This is a genomic window from Paenibacillus sp. N3/727 (assembly GCF_022637315.1).
GTDB lineage: Bacteria > Bacillota > Bacilli > Paenibacillales > Paenibacillaceae > Paenibacillus_AQ > Paenibacillus_AQ uliginis.
The window spans coordinates 1,114,472-1,136,451 of record NZ_CP093336.1 but is presented as its reverse complement, the minus strand read 5'-3'; the positions used below and the strand labels follow the sequence as shown (position 1 = coordinate 1,136,451).

17 protein-coding genes are annotated in these 21,980 nt (G+C 41.7%); 5 read left to right on the top strand and 12 right to left on the bottom strand.

All coding sequences use genetic code 11. The features are described 5' to 3' along the window. Positions 1-8 precede the first annotated feature (8 nt). The 10 genes from MNQ98_RS05070 to MNQ98_RS05025 form a co-directional block, all read right to left on the bottom strand. Entirely contained in the window at positions 9-2,297 is a 2,289-nt protein-coding gene (locus MNQ98_RS05070) for a glycosyltransferase family 2 protein (RefSeq protein ID WP_241932202.1), read from the bottom strand. After that, positions 2,297-3,385, bottom strand: a complete 1,089-nt coding sequence (locus MNQ98_RS05065) for a bifunctional glycosyltransferase family 2/GtrA family protein (protein WP_241932201.1) — start codon at positions 3,383-3,385, stop codon at positions 2,297-2,299. The genes MNQ98_RS05070 and MNQ98_RS05065 overlap by 1 nt, the downstream gene beginning before the upstream one ends. Before the next feature lie 210 nt (positions 3,386-3,595). Next, positions 3,596-4,810: a NupC/NupG family nucleoside CNT transporter gene (locus MNQ98_RS05060; RefSeq protein ID WP_241932200.1), complete on the bottom strand. Its 1,215-nt coding sequence runs from the start codon at positions 4,808-4,810 to the stop codon at positions 3,596-3,598. A gap of 91 nt (positions 4,811-4,901) precedes the next feature. Beyond that, positions 4,902-5,858 (bottom strand): nucleoside hydrolase, encoded by a 957-nt coding sequence (locus MNQ98_RS05055; protein WP_241932199.1) that lies wholly within the window; start codon positions 5,856-5,858, stop codon positions 4,902-4,904. Next, positions 5,858-6,808 carry a nucleoside hydrolase gene (locus MNQ98_RS05050; RefSeq protein ID WP_241932198.1) on the bottom strand — a complete coding sequence of 317 codons (951 nt, stop codon included), beginning with the start codon at positions 6,806-6,808 and terminating at the stop codon, positions 5,858-5,860. Before MNQ98_RS05050 ends, MNQ98_RS05055 begins: the two co-directional genes overlap by 1 nt. A gap of 736 nt (positions 6,809-7,544) precedes the next feature. Further along, a complete protein-coding gene (lplA, locus tag MNQ98_RS05045) occupies positions 7,545-8,462 on the bottom strand; it encodes a lipoate--protein ligase (protein WP_241932197.1) in 918 nt (305 codons plus the stop codon). Next, positions 8,455-10,149 carry a dihydrolipoyl dehydrogenase gene (gene lpdA, locus MNQ98_RS05040; RefSeq protein WP_241932196.1) on the bottom strand — a complete coding sequence of 565 codons (1,695 nt, stop codon included), beginning with the start codon at positions 10,147-10,149 and terminating at the stop codon, positions 8,455-8,457. The genes lplA and lpdA overlap by 8 nt, the downstream gene beginning before the upstream one ends. 287 nt (positions 10,150-10,436) lie before the next feature. Then, positions 10,437-10,790, bottom strand: coding sequence for a carboxymuconolactone decarboxylase family protein (locus MNQ98_RS05035; protein WP_208915710.1), 354 nt, complete (start codon positions 10,788-10,790; stop codon positions 10,437-10,439). Between the two features lie 132 nt (positions 10,791-10,922). Then, complete coding sequence (locus tag MNQ98_RS05030) at positions 10,923-11,354, bottom strand: MarR family winged helix-turn-helix transcriptional regulator (protein ID WP_241932195.1); 432 nt, start codon at positions 11,352-11,354, stop codon at positions 10,923-10,925. A 133-nt stretch (positions 11,355-11,487) separates the two neighbouring features. After that, positions 11,488-12,057 (bottom strand): SF0329 family protein, encoded by a 570-nt coding sequence (locus MNQ98_RS05025; protein WP_241932194.1) that lies wholly within the window; start codon positions 12,055-12,057, stop codon positions 11,488-11,490. Positions 12,058-12,286: 229 nt separating this feature from the next. Here MNQ98_RS05025 and guaD point away from each other — a divergent pair, with 229 nt between their 5' ends. From guaD to scfB, 4 genes are all read left to right on the top strand, one after another. Then, positions 12,287-13,651 carry a guanine deaminase gene (gene guaD / locus MNQ98_RS05020; RefSeq protein WP_241932193.1) on the top strand — a complete coding sequence of 455 codons (1,365 nt, stop codon included), beginning with the start codon at positions 12,287-12,289 and terminating at the stop codon, positions 13,649-13,651. 40 nt (positions 13,652-13,691) lie between these two features. Next, on the top strand, positions 13,692-15,044 hold the full coding sequence (locus MNQ98_RS05015; protein ID WP_241932192.1) for a uracil-xanthine permease family protein: 1,353 nt from the start codon (positions 13,692-13,694) through the stop codon (positions 15,042-15,044). A 341-nt stretch (positions 15,045-15,385) separates the two neighbouring features. Next, positions 15,386-15,535, top strand: coding sequence for a six-cysteine ranthipeptide SCIFF (gene scfA, locus MNQ98_RS05010; RefSeq protein ID WP_208915715.1), 150 nt, complete (start codon positions 15,386-15,388; stop codon positions 15,533-15,535). Between the two features lie 94 nt (positions 15,536-15,629). Further along, complete coding sequence (gene scfB / locus MNQ98_RS05005; RefSeq protein WP_241932191.1) at positions 15,630-17,036, top strand: thioether cross-link-forming SCIFF peptide maturase; 1,407 nt, start codon at positions 15,630-15,632, stop codon at positions 17,034-17,036. Between the two features lie 215 nt (positions 17,037-17,251). On the opposite strand, the gene MNQ98_RS05000 is transcribed toward scfB, so the two are convergent. Beyond that, positions 17,252-18,262 carry a Gfo/Idh/MocA family protein gene (locus MNQ98_RS05000; protein WP_241932190.1) on the bottom strand — a complete coding sequence of 337 codons (1,011 nt, stop codon included), beginning with the start codon at positions 18,260-18,262 and terminating at the stop codon, positions 17,252-17,254. Between the two features lie 268 nt (positions 18,263-18,530). Here MNQ98_RS05000 and MNQ98_RS04995 point away from each other — a divergent pair, with 268 nt between their 5' ends. Beyond that, positions 18,531-19,556 (top strand): HIRAN domain-containing protein, encoded by a 1,026-nt coding sequence (locus MNQ98_RS04995; protein ID WP_241932189.1) that lies wholly within the window; start codon positions 18,531-18,533, stop codon positions 19,554-19,556. A 98-nt stretch (positions 19,557-19,654) separates the two neighbouring features. Here the strand turns inward: MNQ98_RS04995 and MNQ98_RS04990 are convergent, their stop codons facing one another. Then, the gene (locus MNQ98_RS04990) at positions 19,655-21,979 is read right to left on the bottom strand and encodes an ABC transporter permease (RefSeq protein WP_241932188.1); all 2,325 of its coding nucleotides are present in this window, start codon (positions 21,977-21,979) and stop codon (positions 19,655-19,657) included. Position 21,980 lies beyond the last annotated feature (1 nt).

Sequence of the window (21,980 nt, the reverse complement as noted above, 5' to 3'; positions counted from 1 at the left end):
TATCTCTCCTAACCCTCTCTAGTGAAACTCTCGGAATGCGGATGGATCAAATCATCCAACAGTTGATCTATAAGGCCGCGCTCCACAATATCGTCGATATTCTCAACCGAGAGAAGGACCTCGTGACCGGCTGTAGTTTTTCCTGTATGCTGCAAAATGACTTCAATATTATTTTTTGTATAAAAAGTAACCAAAGCCCCTGCCGAAATATCGCCTTGGAAGCCAGAGGCGGAAAAGAAACGGTAATTGAAGCTGCGTAGCGTACAGCTAGCACCATTTGTAAAAACGATCGGAAGCTGAAGCCGGATCCGAGGCATTTTTCTCTGATCCGATCTGGGTTGGACAATACGCTTTTTCACATTGCGAAGCATATCGTCATAAGCCGTATCCCAAAGATTCATCTGCTCTGGCAAAGAGTGTTTTCGGTCATAAATGATTTGCATATATTGGCGTTTATCCCTCTCATTGACCGGCTGAACCTTTGCAGAATAGCGCCAGCCCTCTCCATCCTTTTTCACATAGACGATGACTGCATCGAGATTCGCCTCATAGCGCTCGGTTTTCACGACCAAAGAGATCTTAGTCTGTTGCGGCAAGTAAATGGGATACGGGACATATAGGGCAATGCCTTGCTCGGATACATCTACGGTCTTCGCCTGATTGTGCAGGTTGCTAGCTTTGTAGTGGATTGTTACATCCTCTTGTGCCCGAATACGCTCTGTCTCACGATAAGCGCGGCGGCCGATCATGAAGAATAGGGCGTAAAATAATGCAATCATATTATAAACCAGCCAAAAAATGATGATACTGCTGTAGAACAGAGCTAAGCCGTACTTGCCATGCACAAACCGGACCACTGCTGCAACCGAAAGAAGAAGAAGGATGATATGCGGAATTGCATACAACAGGGAGGACATCCATTTTCGGCTGGCGGCCTTGTTTTTGTTCGTAACCTTGAATTTTCTTTCATGGATGCCCAAGGTTTCAAGGAAGACAGGCACAATCAGATACGGCATAAATATGGTATCAATGACTTGACTCCAGCGCTGATTTCGAATATTGCTTGACAGATAACGCATCGACATACTGTAGCAAAAATAGGACGGAAGCCAAAATATTAAAATTTGCCAAAAGCTAGTATTTACAATTTGGAAGTCAAATAGCGCAAATAAAATGGGAGCCATAATGAAAATCAACCGATTAAAAAAGGACCACCAGTACAAGTAGCTGCTCAAGTAAGTAACTCTCGTCCAGAAGGGAAGCTTCTTGGAAAAGATAGCGCGGGTATTCTGCAAGCTTTGAATAATGCCCCTTGCCCAGCGGGTGCGCTGCTTAATCATGCTCTGGATCGTTGTCGTGGTCAGCCCGGCGGCCTGAACCTCCTGGGTTGCATAAGTAATATAGCCCGCTTGCTGCAAGCGGACGCTCGTCTCGAAATCCTCGGTGATCGTTTTCAGCGGAAAACCATGGATTTCCTCCATAGCTTTCCGGGATATGACCGTGTTGCTCCCTGTATAAGCCACCGCATTGGAGGCATTGCGCAAAATATTAACCTCTCTTGAGAAGAAATCCTGCTCGTTAGGAATTTCCTGCTCTGCATAAAGGTTAAATTGGAATAAATCCGGATTGTAGAAGCTCTGAGGGGTCTGAACCAGCCCGAGCTTAAATTTTTCATCCAATTCATCCTCTCGGCGAAGCCGCCATTGACCATTCTCCTCTATAAACTTGGAGAGCAGGAAATACGGAACGGTCTTCATCAGAAAGGTGTGCTGGGGAATCATGTCAGCATCAAAGGTTGCAATGAGCGGGGAGGAAGTTTTGCTCAGTGCATTGTTCAAGTTGCCAGATTTGGCCTCCGTGTTTCCGGGAAAGCCAAGATACCCGACGCCAAACTGTCTAGCAAGCTCCTCAACCTCAGGCCGTCCTCCATCGTCACACAAATAAATATGAACCTTCTGTTTGTCCGGATAATCCATAAACGTACAGGCATTGACGGTTTTATACAACAGATCGACCGGCTCATTGTGCGTGGCAATGAATACATCTACATCTGGATAATGCTCCGGCGGAATGGTTGGGAAGCTAAGCTGTGTACGTTCCTTTTGCATCTTCTGAAAAAACAATTCAAAGGTAGTCAGCACCGTTACCGTTTCAGCCACAATCAGCAGGATACCGAAAACCATGTTCAAGAAACCTTGATCCCATGGCAGCGTAAAAATCATGCGCCATAGCAAATAAATAGACATTAGGATCATCGTGACGACAAACAGAACATTTTGCCGCTTTTTGTTTAGCACTAAAGCCGCTGCCTCCTTGCTGCAAATACCCACCGCCGCTGCATCTGAAAACTGAGCAGGAACAGCAAGGCATCACAGACGATTTTCGCTATTTTCTCACTCATCAAGAAAATCGTATGGATCAAATATACCCCGGTACTGGAAAGCAAGATCACGAACGCGCATAGCGTCAAATAGCGCCATAGACTTCCCTGGGTATCCTCTTTGTGGAATACAAAGTGCTTATTCAGCAAATAGTTGACCATAATGGAAATGATTCTTGCAATCACCGTGGCCAATAGAATCCTTACATAGTCATGCTGGCCCAACATCGGCCGCAAAAAGTCGATCAAAAACCATGCGATTCCTATATCAACTGCAGCACTGGCAATCGAAGAGGAAATAAATCGCACGAAATTGGAGAACAGAACACTCATCACCCGGGCGCTGTCCCGGATCGCTTTAAAATGAGTCCCCGCATTTCCATTTTCATAAATGACTTGAATCGGCAGGGTATGAATCGGTATGCCGGACTGGATACAGGAGATGAGCATCTGCAGCTCGTATTCAAAACGGGAGCCGCGAACACCTTGCATAAATGCAAGCAGCTGGGGGCCGAAGGCTCGAAGACCTGTCTGGGTATCTGACAGTTTCTTGCCGTACAGCATGGCAAAAATAATGGAGGTAATCCGATTGCCCAGCAAAGACTTGGGCGGTATTCCTCCCTCGCTGAAGTTCCTTACCCCTAGAACCAGCGCGTCAGGATGGCGTTGCGCTTCTTTGGCAAGCCGGTATACATCCTCTGCAGCGTGCTGTCCGTCTGAATCTGCAGTTACAACGGAGGAAACCTCATCAAACTGCTGTTCGATATACTGAAAGCCAGTCTTGAGTGCAGCGCCCTTCCCTTGATTTTCCGTATGCCGCAGCAGGACACAACCGTTCTCACTGAGCTCCCTAAAAATCGACTGGTACTCCTCACCAGAGCCGTCGTCTACAATAACAATATTCATAAGGCCGTATTCTCGCAATTCCTGTACATAGGACAATAGTCTCTCGTCTGGCTCAAGCGATGGAATAAGGATAATAGTTTCGCCCTTTTGTTTCCCCATAATCCTCCTAAAAAGACCCATTTTTACATATTTTCGCAAATTTTTATTGAATATTGTATAGTATAACATCGAAACTTGAATCTATCATGGTAAAAAAGAACTACTAAAACTATGGATTAAAACGAAAAAACGGCGGTGCAAGATTAGAACCTTGCACCGCCGTTTCTTCGTAACTTCTATTCAATTATACTTCTCAGTCGATCATCTGATCTAAAAGAGCATCCCGGCAATAGCTGCGCTCAATAGGTTAGCTAATGTTGCTGCAATGACCGCACGCAAGCCCATCTCAGCGATATCTTGTCTTCTTGAAGGAGCAATCCCGCCCAAACCTCCAATGATCAATGCAATCGCAGCTAGATTGGCGAAACCACAAAGTGCGAAACTGATGATGACAACGCTTTTTGGAGACAAATTAACAATCTCAGGTGCAAAAGAAGTGTACGCTACAAATTCGTTTAGGACAAACTTTTGACCGATGAAAGATCCAGCTTGTAGGGCTTCATCCCATGGAACACCGATCATAAAGGCAATCGGCGCAAACAGATAGCCTAAAATTTGCTCCAGCGTCAGCGCTTCTAAACCAAATATGCCGCCAAACCAGCCAATAATCGTGTTTACTAAGAAGATAAGCGATATAAACGCCAGCAGCAGTGCACCAACACCGGCAGCCATTTTTAGCCCTTCCGAAGCCCCGCGAGCAGCGGAATCGATGACATTTCTGGACTCTGTATCTTTAATCATTTCAACACGATCAACTCTAATTTGATGCTCTGTTTCAGGAACCAATAATTTAGCCATTAGCAAACCGCCCGGAGCTCCCATGAATGCTGCTGCAAGCAAATATTCAATAGGAACACCAAGCATAGCGTATCCACCTAGAACAGAACCAGAGACGCACGCCAGTCCGCCTACCATGACCGCAAACAGCTCTGACTTGGTCATTTTCTCGATGTATGGCTTGATGACCAGTGGCGCTTCTGTCGGACCCAGGAAAATATTTGCAGCCGCTGACATGGATTCCGTTTCACTCGTTTTGAGCACCTTGGCTAAAAATCCACCAATAATTTTCGTAGCCCACTGCATAATTCCAAGATAGTAAAGAACCGATATTAAGGAAGAGAAGAAGATAATAATAGGTAATACTTGTAAAGCGAACGTGAAACCTGCGTTTTCCGCACCTAGTATCCCGCCAAACAAGAACTGAATTCCTGCATTCGTAGAATCTATGATGCTTTGAACGACCAATGACAAGTATTCGAGAATTTTTTTACCAAAATCCCATTTTAATACGATCAATGCAAAAATGAATTGAATCGCAAACGCGCCAATGACCGTTCTCGGATTGATCGCCTTACGGTTTTTCGAAAACGCAACTGCTATTAAAAAAATGCCTAAGATGCCTAGAACTCCCCAAATGAATTGCATATACATATCCTTTCTTCATGTGCAGTGACCCGGAATGTAAAAGTGAAAGGGCTGGAAATAGCCGCTCTCCATTTCAGAAGACGACTACTCGTTAGTTAATAGATTTCAATACATCAAATAGCATCTCTTTAAAAGCATTGCGATCAATCGCTTCACACACGCGAACATTACGAGTGCGTTCCAAACGATTGTTAATATCTACAAGGCTGTAGCCTCTTGTCAGCTCGCCAACCGTCTCAATATCAACGTGATATAGATTAGACTTGGTCATAATCTTCTCATCCGCCGCTACGGCTGCGAGCAACGTATCCGGATGGGTTGTACCGTTTAGTCTATGTACCGTTTTGTTGAATCTCATAACAACTTTGTTGACATCTTTGAAGAACTTAGCGCCTTTTGTCCCTAGAGCTTCGATCTCTTCATGATCGTTATCGTCCATAATGGAATACTCTGTACACATTTCCCAACCAACCATGGTGATTGGAATGCCCGAATGAAGGACGATTTTGGCCGCTTCCGGATCAACGTAGAAATTGTACTCCGCACTCGGCGTAATATTTCCTAACGCATTGTTCGTGCCGCCCATTATATAAAGATGCGGGATTAGAGGTACAATGGTCGGATCTTTCTTGATCGCCATCGCAATATTCGTTAACGGCGCAATCGCGATAAGATGGATCTCTCCAGGATTGTTGTGAACGGTATCGATAAGAAAATCGACGGCATGTCCTTTTTCAGAAGACTGAATCGCTTTTTCAAAAAACGAATCCCCCATTCCATCCTTACCATGTACATCCTCAACCGTACGATGCTCTTTTTGACCGAGACCCATCATTGGGCGCTCATGCCCTTTATACACAGGAACTTGTCCACTTTTCCCTGCGACTTGAACGGTGTAGAGTGCATTTTCAACCTGTTGATCGAACTGGACATTGCCGCCTGTCATCATAATGCCTTCTACTTGGAAATAATGAAGTGCTGTTAAAATGGCAATCGTATCATCGCCTGCTGTGTCGGTATCAATAATAACTCGCTTTTTCTCTGACATTATGAAACCCTTTCTGTTGCTTTTTTCGCCAATTCTGTCATGTAATCAAAGAATGCATCACGATCCACGTCATAAACGACATTTACCGGACGTCCATCAGCCGTTTCAACGGTTCGGCCTTGGCTTGCACCTTCAGTAATAACAATGCTGTTAACCGTCTGCACCTTCACCAGATCGCTTTTGCCAACAAACGCTGTCGTCAATACATCCCACAGATAGTATGTCGAGTTCGTCGAGAAGTGAACAAGCGGCGGCACCATCGCGTAGCATTGGCCAAGGAAATCAACACCGATATGCTTGCGTTCTGCAGCCCAGCGCTCACGAACATCTAGTGTAAGTGGTACTTGATTAGTGCTTTCTAGGGCTACTAAATCAATCTCAATCCCGCTCTCCCATACACGAGCAGCTGCTTCAGGGTCCCAGAATACATTCCACTCGGCTGTTCCATCATGCTCAGGCTCATGCACATTTCCTTCTTCACGGAATGTACCACCCATCCACACAAGGCGTTCTACTTTTTCTTCGATCGTAGGATCGATATCTAATGCACGAGCAAGGTCAGTAAGCGGACCGGTAAATAGTAAGGTCGTCTTTCCTTCCGTTGCACGCAGCGTTTCTATTATATGAAGATGTGCCGGCTTGTCCGCTACTGGAGCAATGACTTTACCAGATTCATTGAGAAGCGGTAGTGCGTCAACATAGAACGCATGCATGCGCCAGTCCTTTGGAAAAGGATTCTTCCCACGGGAATTGGACTCTGCTACATTCAAACCGCCGTTACCGAAACGATCAATGATTTTACGGCTTGCAAACATAGCTGGTTCTAAGTAACAATCCGCTGGAATGACCGAAACACCCGTCAACTCAACGTTGTCCATTTGCAGTAGCAAAAATAACGAAATTAAATCATCAACGCCGCCATCATGATTAAAGTAAATATTCTTCTTCATCTTAGCTCCATTCCCATACATCAACACTTCATTTGTAGTAAGTGTAATTTCTGCATCAATGTATAAAGTGTTATAAAACCGAACAATAATTTAAAAAATAACCTTAATTATTCGTATTCCAATAAACATAATACCAAAATTTTAATAAAAAATAAACAATCATTAATAAAAATATCAAAATTGAGGTTATGAAGCGAGGCGATCGGTCGATTGTGTCATCCCCCCTCCTACTATTTGTAGTGGTATTATGTAGGGGAAAAGGTGCGACGAAAAATTACAATCACATGATTTGGTTGTGTTGGATGGAGACCACTTCAAAATGTGGTATGACTGGATCTATGGTGAAGATGAAGCTACATTTCATACATGTTATTCTTTTTTTAAGAATGAAATTATGAATAAAAATTTTGGCTTTCCAGATAAATATTTTGTTCTTTATATCGACCAAGAGGAATTAACAAGTCGTAAAGTAAATGACTTCACGAGAAGACGTGGAGGATTTGAGAAGCATTTTTAATCGAGCCTCAAAAAGAATAGGGATCGGCTACAACCAATTGTCCGGACTTCACTTCAAACTTGCCAAGTTGAATGATCAATGAGGAGACCTCCAATCATGCGTAAATTTAAATCTATTCTATCACGCGTGATGGGACGGAATTACAAAAACTGACGCCGATTCAGTACCGGCGCCAGTTTGCTATCTAGGTTTTTTTATTGTCCACTAAATGGGGGCTGCTTACAGGGCAAGAAGCAACAAATCTTTTTCAATTACTTCATTAAAATCCATTCCAATAAAACGGTTTTCAATTGCACGAAAATCTAAAATAGAGATGCTGTCGGAAAAAATCTTCAACTCTTTTACAAGCCCATGTTCAACTTGGAAAAAGGCCTGAATATTGCCTGATGAAGTCCTTTTCTCAAAAGACGCATTATATACAGGACTCTCCCCATAAATCCATCGATCATCCATATATTTCTTAATAAAGTCAAGCGATTTCTCTTGCCAGTTATACTTTACCAAGAAGGAGTTTTCACCGTAAATTTCTTTAAAGCTGTCAATCAGCGCTTCGGAAAGGCTGGAAATTGTGATTTCATCGTTTAGTTCCTTCAAATTAACGACCCGGCTTTTGACCGAGGTGATTCCTTTCGATTCCAGCTTGAGCTTGGATGGTTTCAGCACTTTAGCAAGCATAGTCAAGTCTACGTCTACCATCATGGTCCCATGATGAAATGCATTCCCGTCTTCTTCATAAAAGGCATGACCGGAGAATTTTTCACCTTCATGTATCAAATCGTTTCTTCCAGACCGATCCACTTGAAGTCCAAAATGTTCGACAGCTTTTTGGAGTACTGCTATTTGTTTAGTCAAATCTTCTTGTGACTTTTTACATACAAAAGTGAAGTTTAGATTACCTAAATCGTGGTATACTGCTCCTCCACCCGAAATTCGTCTGGCAATTTTGCCGCCACTTCGCTTGATTTGCTCGATATCACACTCGATATACGGATTCTGATTTCTACCGATAACGACTGTTTTTTCATTTTGCCAAAGGTATAGTGTCACTTCACCCTGCCGTGCGTTTCTAAACAGCTCCTCTTCCAAAGCCAGATTGAAATAAGGATCGTGTTCCTGCGATATTACGATCTTATTCATGGTAATGAAGCGCTCCAATGCCTAAGCCTAATGCCGCTTCGTGAATGGCTTCACCAGTCGTGGGATGAGCGAAAATCGTATGTATAATTTCTTCCTCTGAGATCCCGTTATTGATGATTACAGTAAGTGTGCTGATCAAAGCGGAAGCCTCAGGACCGATGATGGAAGCACCAACGATTTTACCGTTGTCGTTATTCTTAATTAACTTGACGAACCCTTTTTCTTCTCTCATCGTCAACGCTTTCCCATTAGCCTGGAAAGGGAATTTACTGATCGTAATTTGCATCTTTTGACGCAATGCTTGTTGTTCTGTCAGTCCAACGGATGCAATCTCAGGTGAAGTGAAGATAACGTTTGGTACCATATCGTAATTTAAGGTCGAGGCTGTTCCTAATATATGGTCTATTGCTGCTGTTCCTTCATGGGAAGCCACGTGAGCTAACTGAATTCGATTGGTGACATCGCCAATAGCATAAATATGATCTACAGATGTCTGCAAATGTTCATTTACAGCAATCCCTTTTCCGTTTTCGTTTAGTGCAACGCCAGCTTTATCGATATCCAATCCTTCAAGGTTTGGTTCTCTTCCAATGGCGACCAGAACTTTTTCACTTGTCATAAACATTTCAGTATCATCTTTTTCAAAAATGACGACCGCGTTGCTGTTCTGATCTTTTTCGATCCTTGTCACTTTGGCTTCAGTATGAACGCGAATTCCGCGTTCAGCCGCGATGTTTCTGATTTCTTCCGAAACATCCTCATCCACCATAGTCAAAAGCCGGTCACAATATTCGATGACGTTGACCTCGATCCCGAAATTGGAGTAGATAAAGGCAAATTCCATACCGATGACACCGCCACCAATAATGGTGATCGATTTAAAATTCTCCTTCTGCTGCAGTGCCGATGTACTGTTCAAGACAAAATCATGTTCGATACCCGGCAGATTGATTTTGGAAATTTTTGAGCCTGTGGCAATTAGCGTATTGGTCGCTTGAATGGTATATTCGTCTTTTCTGTTTTTGACCAGTACCTGCTTGTTGTCTATAAAGGATGCACTTCCTCGGATCACTCTTACTCCGTTTTTCTCCAGCAGGTAGTCGATTCCTGAAACAAGCGTATCTTTGATTTTATCTTTTTGTTCAATGACCTTAGCCATTTCCAATTGAATATGTTCAGCTGAAATTCCGAAATCTTCTGCATTCTTAAAGTTATGGAATACTTCTGAAGATCGGATTAAAGCTTTAGTAGGAATACAGCCCACGTTGAGGCAGGTTCCGCCAAGCTTCTCTTTTTCTACGATAACTGTCTTTAGGCCATGCTTCGCTGCATAAATAGCGGCTACATATCCTCCAGGTCCTGCACCGATCACTAGAACATCGGCCTCCACCTGTTCCTTTTTGCCATGAACCAGCCCAGCAAAATAATCCAGTTTAGGTTTGGCAGGTTCTGTCTGATCGGTAGTCATTTTAAACATTACATGACCAATCCCGATTTCCTGTCCTTCTGTAACCATAATTTCGTCGATTTTACCAGCGTATTTAGATTTGAAAGGGGTGTTGCCCTTTTTGCTTTCTAATTGCAATAGTTGTTGTCCAACCTCAACTTGATCTCCAACGGATACATTAATTTTTCCGATTTTCGATGTCTTCTCGTGTCCGGAGAGCTGTTCGAGTTTAATCTCCAAAAGAGATGCCTCCTTAAGTTTATCTATATAAGTCGAACTAAAGGTTCTTAGCCTGAGCATCACTACGAATGCGGATTATTCTTCCAATCACTCTTGCCCCCAGATTTCTTTTATGTATATATATTCGTTGAAATCCGGGGACAAAGGCGACCACTTACGTTTCTCCAGAATAATTCCGCCTTCTCCGTTGAAGTACTTCTATTTCTTTAGTTCATCTAGGTTGTTATCCGCAAGGTCTGCTTGTTAAAGCAGACCTCCCATGTTCAGTAAAGCTGCTCTTGTAATTGCTATTTGAAGTCTTTCTCAAATTCGTCAATAGAGTCCTTAAGCAAGGTGACAGAGTAGGCCATGCTCGGACCTCCGCCAAACGCTACTGCCACCATCGCTGCTTCGATAATTTGCTCACGTGTCGCGCCAGCTTCAAGAGCTTTGTAAACGTGAAAAACGATACAGTACTCGCAACGGTTGTAAGCGGCAACGCCGATACTTATCAGTTCTTTCGTTTTTGTATCGAGAGCTCCCTCTGAATAGGTGGTTCCCAGCAAATTCATAAACGCATTTACGTGTTCACCATTGGTTTCAGACAGGGTGGCCAGTCCATTTGTGAAATCATTCAACATTTCTCTCACATCTTTTTTCATCTTTAACTCTCCTCTTGATTAATTGTGAAATAATTCACTTTTATTCTCGAAAAATTAACTTTACACTGCAATAGTTGCTATGTAAAGTATATGTGTATAAAGTATCATTTGGCTCGAATAATGTCAAATCAATTAGTTGTTTTTCGCCAAATTCCGAACCATTTTATTGAGCACTTCTTTAAAAATAGATAACTCCTCCTGTGAAATGTTTTGAGTAGCTTCATTATGAAAAGATTGACCAAAAGGAAGTAATTCTTCTCTCATCGTTTCACCTAGCGGTGTCAATCGAACTCTGGTAATCCTTCTGTCTTTAACGTCTCTGATTCTATAACATAAATTCTCTTTTTCCATGCGATCCATAAGTCTGGCAATTGAGGACTCCTGCACATTCATTTTTTGAGACAATTCCTTTTGGATAATTCCATCTTTTTCTCCGATGAAATAAAGAGCCATCCACTGTACTCGGGTCGTACCACTATTCTCTAATCTATTATTAAATTCATCAATTATTTTTTTGGAAGCTGTATTCGTAATAAAACAGATGCAATCGTTCAGATCAAACATAAAATTCTCCTTTCACTGCATTAGCGGCTAAGAATGAATTATAACATAAGAACGGTTTTCAAAATATTTCGGCGAACAAATATTAATAATCATGAAAAAACCTCCCGATTGGAGGTGAATGAGTTATTTATTTTCATAACGTACTACGCCGTAGTTCATAAAAATACTGCACAATTGGATGCTTTAACTTCATCTTCTCGGTCATGTTTAAAATTCGCTTTTTTCCAACTCGTCTATCCACCAAAGCTAGAATATTCAATAAGATATCATTGCTCTCTATGCTTTCCTCTATAGAAATGGATAAAAACTTATTAGCTAGAACGATAAAATTTGATTTACTTAATGATGACTGTGCTGACAAAAGTCCCTTTGCATGTTCTGATATTTTTCTACTTCTTGCAATTACTTTTAAACGATCCTCCGGAACGATCCCCTTGGTATCTTTTCTGACCACTTCAATTTCTTCATTGCTGATAGGAATTTGGATATCTGGATCATTCTTAATTTCCAGTTCCGTCTGATACCATCTGATTAAGGTAGTTCTATCACTCATATTGAGTACGTTCTTTTTATCTACCGCAATATAACAAAGACCTGCTTTATCTGGTAAATAACGGTAGCTGGTTGCGCGGTATTCGACTCTTCCATATAACGCAGGACAGAGAAAACTCTCCAGTTGTTGCTTCAATTTGCTCCAGGACATATATCCTCCTATGTTCTATAATAGCCTCTCGGCATTCGCCGAGGCTGATGGGACAAGGGTTCCCTCATCTCATCAAACGTACCTTCCTCCTACATTAATTGCAACTAAAAAAACTGGATATATGAGAATATTCAAACCCCACTATTCGTCTTTTTTAGTATAGACTTATCATTTTCAACAGATTATAATAACAAACACATTCCAAAAAACGAACATTAAGGCGGTAAACATGGATAAACATATGCAATTATTTCAAGGGACTGCTTTTTCGAGCAAATCATCCAAAGAAATTCAAATATTAAAAGACTATCTTTTTTGTATCAATACGGACGGAATGATTGAAAAAATCGTTGCTCCGGAAGATGCAGACTATCAACCTTTGCTAGATGCGTATCAAGGCACCAGCAGCTTTCATCGATTAGCTGACGGACAGTATTTCTTGCCTGGTTTTGTCGATTTACATGTTCACGCACCGCAATGGGCCCAATCTGGAACAGCATTAGACATCCCACTCTATGATTGGTTAAACACCTATACCTTCCCACTGGAGTCTAAATTCTCAGACTTAGATTTTGCACAAAAGGTCTACGATGAAGTGGTAAGCACCTTACTGGCAAACGGAACAACAACAGCACTTTATTTTGCAACGGTGCATAAAGAAGCAAGCTTGTTGTTAGCAGAAATATGTGCAAATAAAGGCCAACGTGGACTCGTTGGGAAGGTAGTAATGGACGATCCCGAGCAAAATCCAGAATACTATCGCGATGCTGACACCAAAGCGGCACTAGCAGATACGGAAGAATTTATTATCGCGGTACAAGAATTAGCTAAATCCACGAAACAAGGCGTGTATCCCGTAGTAACACCAAGATTCATTCCAAGTTGTACAGATGAAGGCCTAAAGGGCTTGGGGGAACTGGCAGCTAAATACGATACGTATGTTCAATCCCACTGTAGTGAAAGTGATTGGGCTCACGGTTATGTACAAGATCGATATAACAAGAACGATGCTTTTGCGTTGCATGATTTTGGCCTATTGCGTGATAAATCGATCATGGCACATTGTAACTTCCTAGATGATCCTGATGTCGATTTATTTGCTCAAACCGGAACGGCTATCGCTCATTGTCCTGTATCAAACGCGTATTTCGCCAACAGTGTCATTCCAGTCGCTCATATCCATTCCAAAGGTGTTGAGATTGGCTTAAGGTCTGATATTTCTGGAGGCTTCTCACCGAGTCTATTCGATAATATAAGACAAGCTGTAATCTCTTCAAGAATGCTCGAGGATGGCGTTAACACCTATCTTCCTGCCGAAGAGCGTGGTGTACCAGGATCACGCATTACGATACATGAAGCATTCTATCTTGCTACTGCTGGCGGTGGGGAAAGCTTGAGCTTGCCTATCGGTCGTATTCAAGAAAATTATACGTGGGATGTACAGGTTATCGATACGAAATGTCCATCTGCCAAACTACCGATCTTCGATGAGAATGAAGATTTACAAGATATTTTCCAGAAAATCATGTATCTTGCAAGGCCTGAGCATATCCGCGAAGTCTGGGTACAAGGTGAAAAGGTTCATTCACGTTAAGATATAGAAATTAATTAGAAAATTCGAGGTGTGCATCTGAGTGAAAACACAAGCAGACAAGCAAGATAACGCGCAAACACAATCACAGCATTTAACGGTTCTACCCGAAGACAAAATATCATTCGGAAAATCGGCAGTCCTAGGTTTACAGCATGTATTAGCAATGGACGTCTATGTCGTTCCTTTCCTGATTGCCATGTTAATTGGCTTACAACCCAATCAATCAAGCGCATTAATTCAATCCACGTTTATTGCTGCTGGGCTTGCAACGATTGTCCAAACTTATTTCTGTATGAAGCTGCCTATGGCGCAAGGTCCTTCTTATGTTCCGCTCGGTGCGATTGTCACGATTTATGCCGCTAGTGGTGGTGGAGAACTAGGTTGGAGTTCTGTGTTAGGTGCCAGCTTAATTGGTGCGATCCTCGTTATTATTTTGGGCTATGCTGGAGTATTCAACAAAATAGTTAAATCATTTATCCCTCCCATTGTAGGGGGAACAATCATTTTCATTGTAGGTCTTTCTTTATTGCCTGTTGCGATCAGAGACAATATTTATGGCGCCACTGACGCTACAATTAACCAAAACGTGTTATTAGCACTTATCTCAGCTGCTGTGCTCATTATTTTCGTGATCCTAGGCTCTTTGTTCCATAAAAAAGGATCGATATTCCGAATTACTTCCGTGATGATCGCGTTAATTGTCGGATGTATTTCTGCACAATTTATGGGCGTCTTGGATTTCTCAGCTGTTCAAAATGCCCCGTGGTTTAGCATGCCGCGGATTCCTTTTAAAGATTTCGGCTTTACTTTTGACTTTTCTGCTATTATCACCATGGTCATTATTTATCTCGTACTGTTGGCTGAAACAACAGGTACGTGGTTTGCCATCAGCAACGTGATCGATAAACCGTTAACGGATAAGAATATTAACCAAGGTGTTGTTGGAGAAGGGATTAGCTGTCTTATAGCTGCTGGACTCGGTTCAACTCCAGTTACAGGCTATTCTACAAATGCAGGTATTATTTCCATCACAGGTATCGCGAGCCGACGAGTCTTTCTTGCAGTAGGAGGATGGTTTGTCCTCTTCGGCTGTTCAGGAAAATTAGCAGCTTTAATCTCTTCGATTCCAACAGCTGTCATCGGCGGCGTGTTCGCTATCGTCTGCGGTATCATCTCGATTAACGGTATCCAGGTCATGAAAAACGAAACGATTGGCGAAAAAGAAATGTACATTATCGCAATACCGATGATTTTAACGCTAGCGCTAGTGCTCATTCCTAAAGATTTTCTCTATACTCTGCCTACTTTCGTGCAATATCTATTGGGCTCACCTATTCTAGCTGCTTCGCTTGCAGCGATCTTGTTAAATAAGCTGTTGCCAAGTAGGAAGTAAGTTGTAGAGCTAGGCAATTGGAAGGGATCACTTCCCCTTTAAATAAGACATAAGTAATCTAAACGAGGCTGCCCCCAAAGACTACGTTCATTGTAGTTTTTGGGGCAGCCTCTTCATTTAGGTATTGTTGCCACCGATTCTAATCCTCTCCACACGGATGAGTACTGACGGTAGCTAGGTATATTTTATAATAATCTACTTTTTGAGTTGATCCAGTGTGACCTATTTGATTGATGTACATCCGAAGTAGTTGCTACCATGTTCAAAGAAGTAGAGTGAATTCATTCACAATATTATCTTGTTATTGTTGAACTAATGAAATGGCAGAGGAGTTATTCATGATGAAAAGAATCGTAACACTGAGTACCCGCAAACTGATGGATACCGCAAAACACGGCGGATGTGGCGCATGCCAAACATCTTGCCAGTCCGCTTGTAAGACTTCCTGCGGCGTTGCCAACCAGCGCTGTGAAAACCCAATGAACAAATAGGATTCGAAAATGTTCACCGCCCACTGCTCTGTAGATGGGCGTCTATTTTTTAAACCGGTTCTATTTGTCGGTAAAAGGAGCTTGATTAGCAAGTATGATTCATCAATACCAACTGAACGGATACAACATCGTGCTTGATACCTACAGTGGATCGGTACACGTTGTTGATGATCTGGCATACAAAATCATTGAGCTTTACGAGCATACATCTCCGAAGGAAATCCTGACAATCATGCTGGAACAGCATAAGCACGATTCGGATATTACCGAGAGAGACATTCGAGAAACCATCGCGGCCATTGAGGAGCTTAAAGATACTGGACAGCTCTTTACCGAAGATCCGTATGAGAATCTCTCTATGGATTTAAGGAATCGAAAAACTTATGTTAAAGCGCTATGCCTCAATGTCGCGCACACCTGCAATCTATCATGCGACTATTGCTTCGCCAGTCAGGGAAAATACAACGGCGATCGGGCCATTATGAGCTATGAGGTTGGAGAGCGTGCTATCGATTACCTGCTAGAAAATTCAGGACATCACCGGAACCTTGACATTGACTTCTTCGGCGGCGAACCGCTTATGGCCTGGAAAGTGGTCAAACAGATTGTAGCTTATGCACGAAGCAAAGAACAAGAATATAAGAAAAAGTTCCGCTTCACCTTCACGACGAACGGTATGCTGCTGAACGACGAGGTCACCGAATTTTTAAATAAGGAAATGTACAACGTCGTACTCAGTCTGGATGGTAGAAAAGAGATTCATGACCGGCTCCGCACAACCGTTAACGGAAAAGGCAGTTATGACCATATTGTACCTAAGTTCCAGGAATTCGTCCGAAAACGCGGAGACCAAGAATACTATGTACGAGGAACCTACACTCGTAACAATGTCGATTTCACCAATGATATATTCCATATCGCAGACCTTGGTTTTGATAAACTTTCGATGGAACCGGTCATCTGTGATCCGCGGGAACCCTATGCACTTACCGAGGAGGACCTCTCGGAAATTTATAACCAGTACGAAATTCTCGCCACAGAAATGATTGAGCGCGGTGAACAAGGCAACGGGTTTACCTTTTATCATTACATGCTAGACCTCTCGGAAGGCCCTTGCATTCAGAAACGAATTACCGGCTGTGGATCGGGAACGGAATATCTCGCTGTCACGCCATGGGGCGAGCTTTTTCCTTGCCACCAGTTCGTCGGAGATGAAGCGTACAGCATGGGGAACATCTGGGATGGTATCACACGACCAGAACTACAATGCCAATTCAAAGAGAGCAACTGCTACTCGAAACCGGAATGCAAGGATTGCTGGGCCAAACTCTACTGCAGCGGTGGCTGTCCTGCCAATGCCCTGCACGCGACGGGTTCCATCAACGGCATCTATGACTTTAGCTGTGATGTTTTTCGCAAGAGGGTTGAATGTTCCATGATGGTGAAGGTTGCCGAGTCTATTAGAGCTATGGAAAGTGACTCTCAAAGTCAAAATCATTAAGAGAGTTTAACAAAAAAGAGGGGTCCTCACCCCTCTTCACTTATAATAACTTCATGTCCGCGGACATCTGTTGTAATCGCAGCCTTCATTCCGCACTTCAAAATAGAGGAACGGCTTGATGGATTGGGCCTTTCCCCATTCTCCATTCATCCATTCCCCGATTTCATTACGGCATTATACTACCCGCGGTGGGTTTCCGATTGTTTACGATAATTCTACCGCTTGGCCCCCATCAATTGAGGTCTTAAATCCGTAAAGCCCTCACCCGGCATACGCAGAGCTTCCAATACAACCTGCGCGTTATACCCGTCATAGAAATTATAGATAAGACCTGGCTCTCCGTTCAAAATCTGAATGATTTGCTTCAGGATCGGCAGCGGGCTAACGACGTCGTCCACAGGTACAGGCTGAAGATGGGCGTCTTTGCCGCTTCTGAACAGGCTGCGCCAGTTTTCCAACGCCATGGTTCCTTCCTCACCATGGACCACCAGGGAGACACGTTCCTCCCCTTCCCGTTGATCGGTTCCAGACAGGTGAATCTCGATATCATTATGTAATCGCAAAACGGCTCGGACACGGCTTTCGGACTGATTCGAATCCGGCGGAAACTCGATCTCGCTCTTCACATGCGTAATCGGACCGAACACCTGCTGGATCATTTGGATCCAGTGAATGCCGACTTCCAAGAGATATCCGCCCTGCTGTCTTGAGGTGATCCATGGATTCTGCTGCCAGGACCTCGGCCACTGCGGAAACTCCAGGTATAGATCCATCTTAAGGATCTGGCCGATCGCCTGCTCTTCAAGTAATCCCTTCAGCTTCAGGACGGCCGGGTCGAGCGGAAGCGAGAAATGAACGGCATGGAGCACATTGGCCTTCTCTGCCAGCTCCACCAGACTCCGGGCTTCGGTCAAGCTGTTGGCAAGCGGCTTCTCGCAGAAGACGTGAATGCCTTTCTCAAATGCGATCTGGGCCACGTCATAATGCAGGGACGGCGGAACCGCGATATACACCAGGTCAAGCGCAACCTCGTTCAGCAGCTGGCGGTAGTCGGTGTACAGCCGGGGACTAATTCCTGCTGCTGCGACTTCCCTGTACAAACTGGACTCATCACTGTCGCAAAGTGCAACTAATTCGATCTTCTCACCATATTGGGGCAGTAATCGGTGAATCATAATCCGGCCCATGTGACCTAAGCCGATGACGGCCATCTTCTGTTTATTCATCCTGTTCTCCTATTCCATTGATGATTGAATTTACCATTGAATGCCACGTCCCTATTATAGATCAGGCGCTGCTGCCAGTACACTCAGATATGTAGAAAAAGGCGCTGCCATCAAGCAGAGCCCCTGTTAACGACCTGAATCAATTTATGACGTTTGTTACACGTACTAAAATCACGGATTAATACTTATTATTGATAAATCTCCAATTTATAAAAGTAGTATCATAGTATAATAGTTAAATTAGTAAATAAGTATTTAGGAGGATTTTATGCAAATTGAATTTAATGTATCTGGAGTCACCTTTGAGGATCGTCCAAATATTATTAGAAGATATGCTACTGATGGAGATACAATTTATTTAGTTCGAGAGCCAAACAATGAGTATGATTCAAATGCTATTAAGGTATTCCTATCTAATAGGAAATCTATTGGGTATGTCCCAAAGGAGTTCACACCATTACTAGCGAAGTATCTCGATAGTGGTGGAAGTATTTTTGCAAAAGTAAAATCTGTTAATAATAGAGGGGAAGATTTACAAAGTATAACAATTTCGATTAGCACGCAGAATAAAGCTGGCTATGTTATGGGAGATATTAAAGGTTTTATTTATGATGAGGATTCACCTGATGAATCTACACATGACATTGAATGTTTTGGAATTATTCAATATAAAGATGGTTTAGGAACAGATCTTAATAAGCCTATAGTACATTTAGTAGCTTGTTATGAACTTACCAATTTTCATGTTGATGATATCAAGGAAAGAAATCCGTTATCTGAGAGGGAAATATATTTAGTTAAGGCATTTGAGCAAGTAACTCCTAATAATGCTTTAAGTGATATAGGTTACGTAATGAGAGAATATAGTAAATATGTATCTCGCGATAGCGATGATCGTTATCAATTTAAGTCATTAAGGGAAGATGTTGTTATTCAAGAACAATATCATACGGTCTATATTACAAGTGAAGGCTCACTTACTGATTTAAGTAAAAAACGACAGGCACTTGAAACAAACTATTTTGATACCTTAAGAAAAGAATTAAATAACATTGAAACACAGAAAATAAAATGTGCGACTATTCCCTTTGAAGAAAATAGCTATATTTTTGAACGCATTAATGAAAAATACATAGGTGAAAAAAGATACTCAATTTTGACAATTAATTATCATCTCCAAATCAAATCGAATTTAGAGATGAATATAAGAGAGCAAGCTGACTTTTTCAATAAATTAGAACGAATAAAAATGGGTTCAAGTCGTCTTTTAAATGAGCAATTAGTTCTTATATAGATTTAGGATCTGAATGGGTAATCGACTTTTGATTTATGTGGGAGTATCAGGATAATATATCCTAGTACTCCCATTTTTGTCTCATCACCTTAAAAGTTTTATTCTACACTTTTTAATGATTCAATCATATTGATTTGAGACACTTTTCTCCGAAGTAATAAGTTAGAGAGAATGGTGAGTAAGAATGCAAACATAACAGATACCAGCATTATAAAAATACTTAATTTATCTGGGATTTGTTGATGGGTACTAGACAGTGCCTTTACAATAATTGTATAAAAATAGCCACTTATCGGTAAAGCTACAATTACCGCAAAGGTGGTTAGTATGATGTTTTCAAAAAAGATAAGTCTGTTTATTTTATTTTTTTGATAGCCTAATACCTTAAGTGTTGCAAGCTCACGATTCCTTTCATAAATGTTTATGGAAGATATCGTATATATGGCGCCAAAGGAGAGTATGACGGCACAAATGATAAACATGATAAATATAAAACTATTTTGTTTCAAAATATATTGAGCTGATTGCTTTAGATCATTCTTATCTGCAATTGTATCTACATGAGGATCTTGTTCAAAGAAGTTACGGACGCTTATAAGATCGGTAGAGCTATTGGCTTCAACTAACAGTGAAGTTGGACTATAGTCTATGCCAAAGCTCTTTAAATAGTCTGGTGTGCTATAAAAAGACGGATTCGAATACTGTGTAGATATTTGTAAAACCTTCATATCTACCGATTTATTTTTAAGCTCTGGTGCTGTGAACTTTATTTGGATGGTATCCCCTTCTACAATATGATATTTGTCGGCGTAGGATTGGGGTACCAGCACACCCTCATCTTCTAAATACATCTTGTTGTCATCTTTGTCAAAGAAATGAATGAGATTGTTTTCTTTTTCCGTAACAACCAAAGTGGCATTTTCTTTTTCACCACCTTTAATGAATTCAACAGGAAAGGTGGATGTAAAATAACTATTTTTAATGCCGGAGGGTAGTTGTAGCGTATCGGAAGATGTGCCCAGCTTATAATCTACTCTTACATCATACGTATAAACATCTTCAGTTTGGTTCGCTATTTTGATCAAGGACGATTGAGTGCCCAAAGCAGTTATCAATAACACCGTGCTTACAACAACACCAATTGAGCTCGCTAAAGCTTTTTGTTTATTTAAAAATATATTTCTTAAAATGAGTTTGTAACTGTAGGAAATATGACTCCAGATACCCGGAACTCTTTCAATTAATAGCTTTTTCATCTTCTTTGGCGGTTTAGGACGCATCGCCTGAGCCGCACGTTCTTTTAATATCGTTCTGCCACTCAAGTAACAGGACAGAATTCCAAAAGCGCTAGAGAAAATGATCGAAGGAATGATCGAAAACCAAGAAAGTGAGAATGTAATGTCAGGCAAAGTGTAGGACTTTGCACTCGACGCAGTTACTAATGGAATAAATACAAGAGCGGCCATAATACAACCTATGATTGAGCCTGCTATACCTACCAGCACAGGGTATCCCATGTAATGAAGCATGATGTTTCGGTTCTTTACACCCAAAGCCTTCATGATACCTACTTGATTTCGCTCAGAATCGATCGTCCTCGACATGGTAAGAAACAGGATAATAGCGGAGATCAAAAAGAGAACTAAAGGTATAACCTTACTCATCATACTATTGTTATATATTGTTTGTTTTATTTGAGAATAACCGTAAGTCCGTTCCTTACTTGTTTGGTCTAAATAAGGAAGATGTTTGGATTGTCCTTCAATTGATTTGCCTAATTGGTCAATATCGTAACCTTCTTGAGCATCAATCATGATTTCATTATAGTAAAAGCCGTCCCGGATTTCAGGTATTGTCTCTTCGGCAATATAAGCGATTCCGTGGGTTTTATGGTCTTGCGTGGGGTTCTTTTTTAAATATTCCACATTCTCGCCCAAGCCGCTAATGGTAAACGTAACATCTCTTCCATTCGTATTGATACGGATTTGATCGCCGACCTGATAATGATGTTCTTGGGCATAATGGGAATCCAATAAAATCTCATACTTTTTTGACGGAATACTGCCCTCAATCATAGTAGGCGTATTGATTTCATTGTTGACAGGGATCGAATGAAGTTTTAATGAAGCTTTATAATCTTTAAAGACTTGCGTGGCATCAAAGGTATAACGTCCTTCTATTTTGTTGATACCTTCAATTACACTTAAACCAGCCACATCATCTTTGGAAATTTGACCGTAATATACATTTAAGTCGCTTAAATTATGTTCTTTAAAGTAAGCCTCAGAATAAGTACGATGCTTATTGCTATAACTATTCAGCCCCGCATAGAAAAAAGCGCCTACTGCGACAACCAAAGCCAAGGCTATAAATTGAACGATCGAATGTTTTACATTCCTTAATAACTTCGAAAATAATTTCATA

Excerpts from the sequence above, each read along its gene's own strand:
- MNQ98_RS04995 (WP_241932189.1), top strand. The coding sequence starts at position 18,531 with ATGCAAATTGAATTTAATGTATCTGGAGTCACCTTTGAGGATCGTCCA.
- MNQ98_RS05050 (WP_241932198.1), bottom strand. The coding sequence starts at position 6,808 with ATGAAGAAGAATATTTACTTTAATCATGATGGCGGCGTTGATGATTTA.
- MNQ98_RS05065 (WP_241932201.1), bottom strand. The coding sequence starts at position 3,385 with ATGGGGAAACAAAAGGGCGAAACTATTATCCTTATTCCATCGCTTGAG.
- MNQ98_RS05035 (WP_208915710.1), bottom strand. The coding sequence starts at position 10,790 with ATGAAAAAAGATGTGAGAGAAATGTTGAATGATTTCACAAATGGACTG.
- MNQ98_RS05055 (WP_241932199.1), bottom strand. The coding sequence starts at position 5,858 with ATGTCAGAGAAAAAGCGAGTTATTATTGATACCGACACAGCAGGCGAT.
- MNQ98_RS04990 (WP_241932188.1), bottom strand. The coding sequence starts at position 21,979 with ATGAAATTATTTTCGAAGTTATTAAGGAATGTAAAACATTCGATCGTT.
- MNQ98_RS05025 (WP_241932194.1), bottom strand. The coding sequence starts at position 12,057 with ATGTCCTGGAGCAAATTGAAGCAACAACTGGAGAGTTTTCTCTGTCCT.
- MNQ98_RS05060 (WP_241932200.1), bottom strand. The coding sequence starts at position 4,810 with ATGCAATTCATTTGGGGAGTTCTAGGCATCTTAGGCATTTTTTTAATA.
- lplA (WP_241932197.1), bottom strand. The coding sequence starts at position 8,462 with ATGAATAAGATCGTAATATCGCAGGAACACGATCCTTATTTCAATCTG.
- scfA (WP_208915715.1), top strand. The coding sequence starts at position 15,386 with ATGAAAAGAATCGTAACACTGAGTACCCGCAAACTGATGGATACCGCA.
- MNQ98_RS05030 (WP_241932195.1), bottom strand. The coding sequence starts at position 11,354 with ATGTTTGATCTGAACGATTGCATCTGTTTTATTACGAATACAGCTTCC.
- scfB (WP_241932191.1), top strand. The coding sequence starts at position 15,630 with ATGATTCATCAATACCAACTGAACGGATACAACATCGTGCTTGATACC.
- MNQ98_RS05000 (WP_241932190.1), bottom strand. The coding sequence starts at position 18,262 with ATGAATAAACAGAAGATGGCCGTCATCGGCTTAGGTCACATGGGCCGG.
- guaD (WP_241932193.1), top strand. The coding sequence starts at position 12,287 with ATGGATAAACATATGCAATTATTTCAAGGGACTGCTTTTTCGAGCAAA.